The following is a 1,524-nucleotide window of genomic DNA, read 5'->3' on the forward strand; positions in this document are numbered from 1 at the left end:
CCCGCGGCCACACCGCTGACGCGTCAACGCCGTCTGGGGCTTCGCCCACGTTCTCTACCAGGCGTGATAGCCGACGACGGCCGCTGATCCGCAGCGCCGGGCGGCCGCCGCGGGTGCCAATCAATGTCGGCGCGATTCCGACCCGCATCAAAGCCGACGCCAGCGGGGAATGGGTATCGGGCGCGTGGGGATCGAGACCCAGAAGGTAATGGTCGCCCTCCGGATGACCGGCCGCCAGCGTCCAGGCCCGCAATTCACGCGGTCCGGGCAGCCAGCGCGGCGGCACCGTCTTGACCGCCCCGCGCGTCCATTCGGCCGCCAGGCTCACCAAGGCCGGGGTCACCGCCGTACGCACCAACGGCGTGTCCTCGTCGGTCCGGCAGATCTCGGGTTCCAGCCCCGCCTCGCGGATCATCTCGGCCAACGCGGCGGCGCGCCAGGCCTGATCCACCACCACGGAAAGGCGCGCACCCTGCCCCTCCGGCCCGCCGACCAAGACGATCTGACCGGAAGCCGCCAGCACCCCGGAGAGATCGGCGACCGCGGGGGGCACCGACTCCGCTGTGAAGAAGGAAAGCTGGCTCACGCCACCGACAGTAGGCCAGGTCCGCCATCCGCGTCTTGAGGCAACCGGCGCGGCGTCGCAAACCGGCCGCAATACGAAAACCCCCCGGCGGGCCCGCTACGCGGGACTGCACGGGGGGTTCGTGGAGATTCGGCTCGTCCTTTAGACGGAGCGGACTCCGGTGGCCTGGGGGCCCTTAGGGCTGTGGCCGATTTCGAACTCGACCTTCTGGTTTTCTTCGAGGGTGCGGAAGCCCGAACCCTGGATCTCCGTGTAGTGGACAAACACGTCGGCGGAGCCGTCTTCGGGGGCGATGAACCCGAAGCCCTTCTCCGCGTTGAACCACTTCACAGTTCCCTGTGGCATCTCTCGATCTTTCCTTTTCTTCTGGGTGCGGGGCATCGCCTTTCGATGCCCCGGGCCTGGTACGACCGCCATACCTCGCTCAGTCGCCGGAACTTCACCCGACCGATTAACCTCGCAGGAACCGCGGCCGCAACGATAGATCCTGCGAAAGTTTGACACGAACACAGAAGCTGCGACCGCAAATAGTCAACCATGTTCATCGCTTCGGCGACAGACTTGCGCCTTGGACGCGAGCTCAGCCGGGTCCAAGGAGGGTGCTGATGGCGAGTTTCGGCAGCGAGTTGCTCGCCGCCGCGCTCGCCGGTACCGCCGCCGACGAGCATCCGTTGCGGCACGTCGCCGAGCTGCCGCCGCGCGGCGGCCGCCCGCACCGCTGGCCGACATGGGCCGAGCCCGACGTGGTGCGCGCCTTCACCGACCGCGGCGTCATTTTGCCCTGGTCACACCAGTCGGCGGTCGCGGAATTGGCTCACTCCGGCCGCCACGTGGTGGTGAGCACCGGCACCGCGTCGGGCAAGTCGCTGGCCTACCAACTTCCCGTCCTCAACGCGCTGGCCACCGATCCGCGCGCCCGGGTGCTGTACCTGTCGCCG

At 68.4% G+C, this 1,524-nt stretch carries 3 protein-coding genes; 1 reads left to right on the top strand and 2 read right to left on the bottom strand.

Annotation, left to right across the window (positions count from 1 at the left end; genetic code table 11):
* The coding region (locus A5704_RS09725; protein WP_067782321.1) for a hypothetical protein at positions 1–586 on the bottom strand (586 nt) is incomplete at its 3' end.
* A 141-nt stretch (positions 587–727) separates the two neighbouring features.
* Complete coding sequence (gene cspA, locus A5704_RS09730; protein ID WP_007166602.1) at positions 728–931, bottom strand: cold shock protein CspA; 204 nt, start codon at positions 929–931, stop codon at positions 728–730.
* A 260-nt stretch (positions 932–1,191) separates the two neighbouring features.
* Here cspA and A5704_RS09735 point away from each other — a divergent pair.
* The coding region (locus A5704_RS09735; protein ID WP_156737649.1) for a DEAD/DEAH box helicase at positions 1,192–1,524 on the top strand (333 nt) is incomplete at its 3' end.

It is taken from the genome of Mycobacterium sp. E735 (assembly GCF_001666955.1).
Lineage (GTDB): Bacteria > Actinomycetota > Actinomycetes > Mycobacteriales > Mycobacteriaceae > Mycobacterium.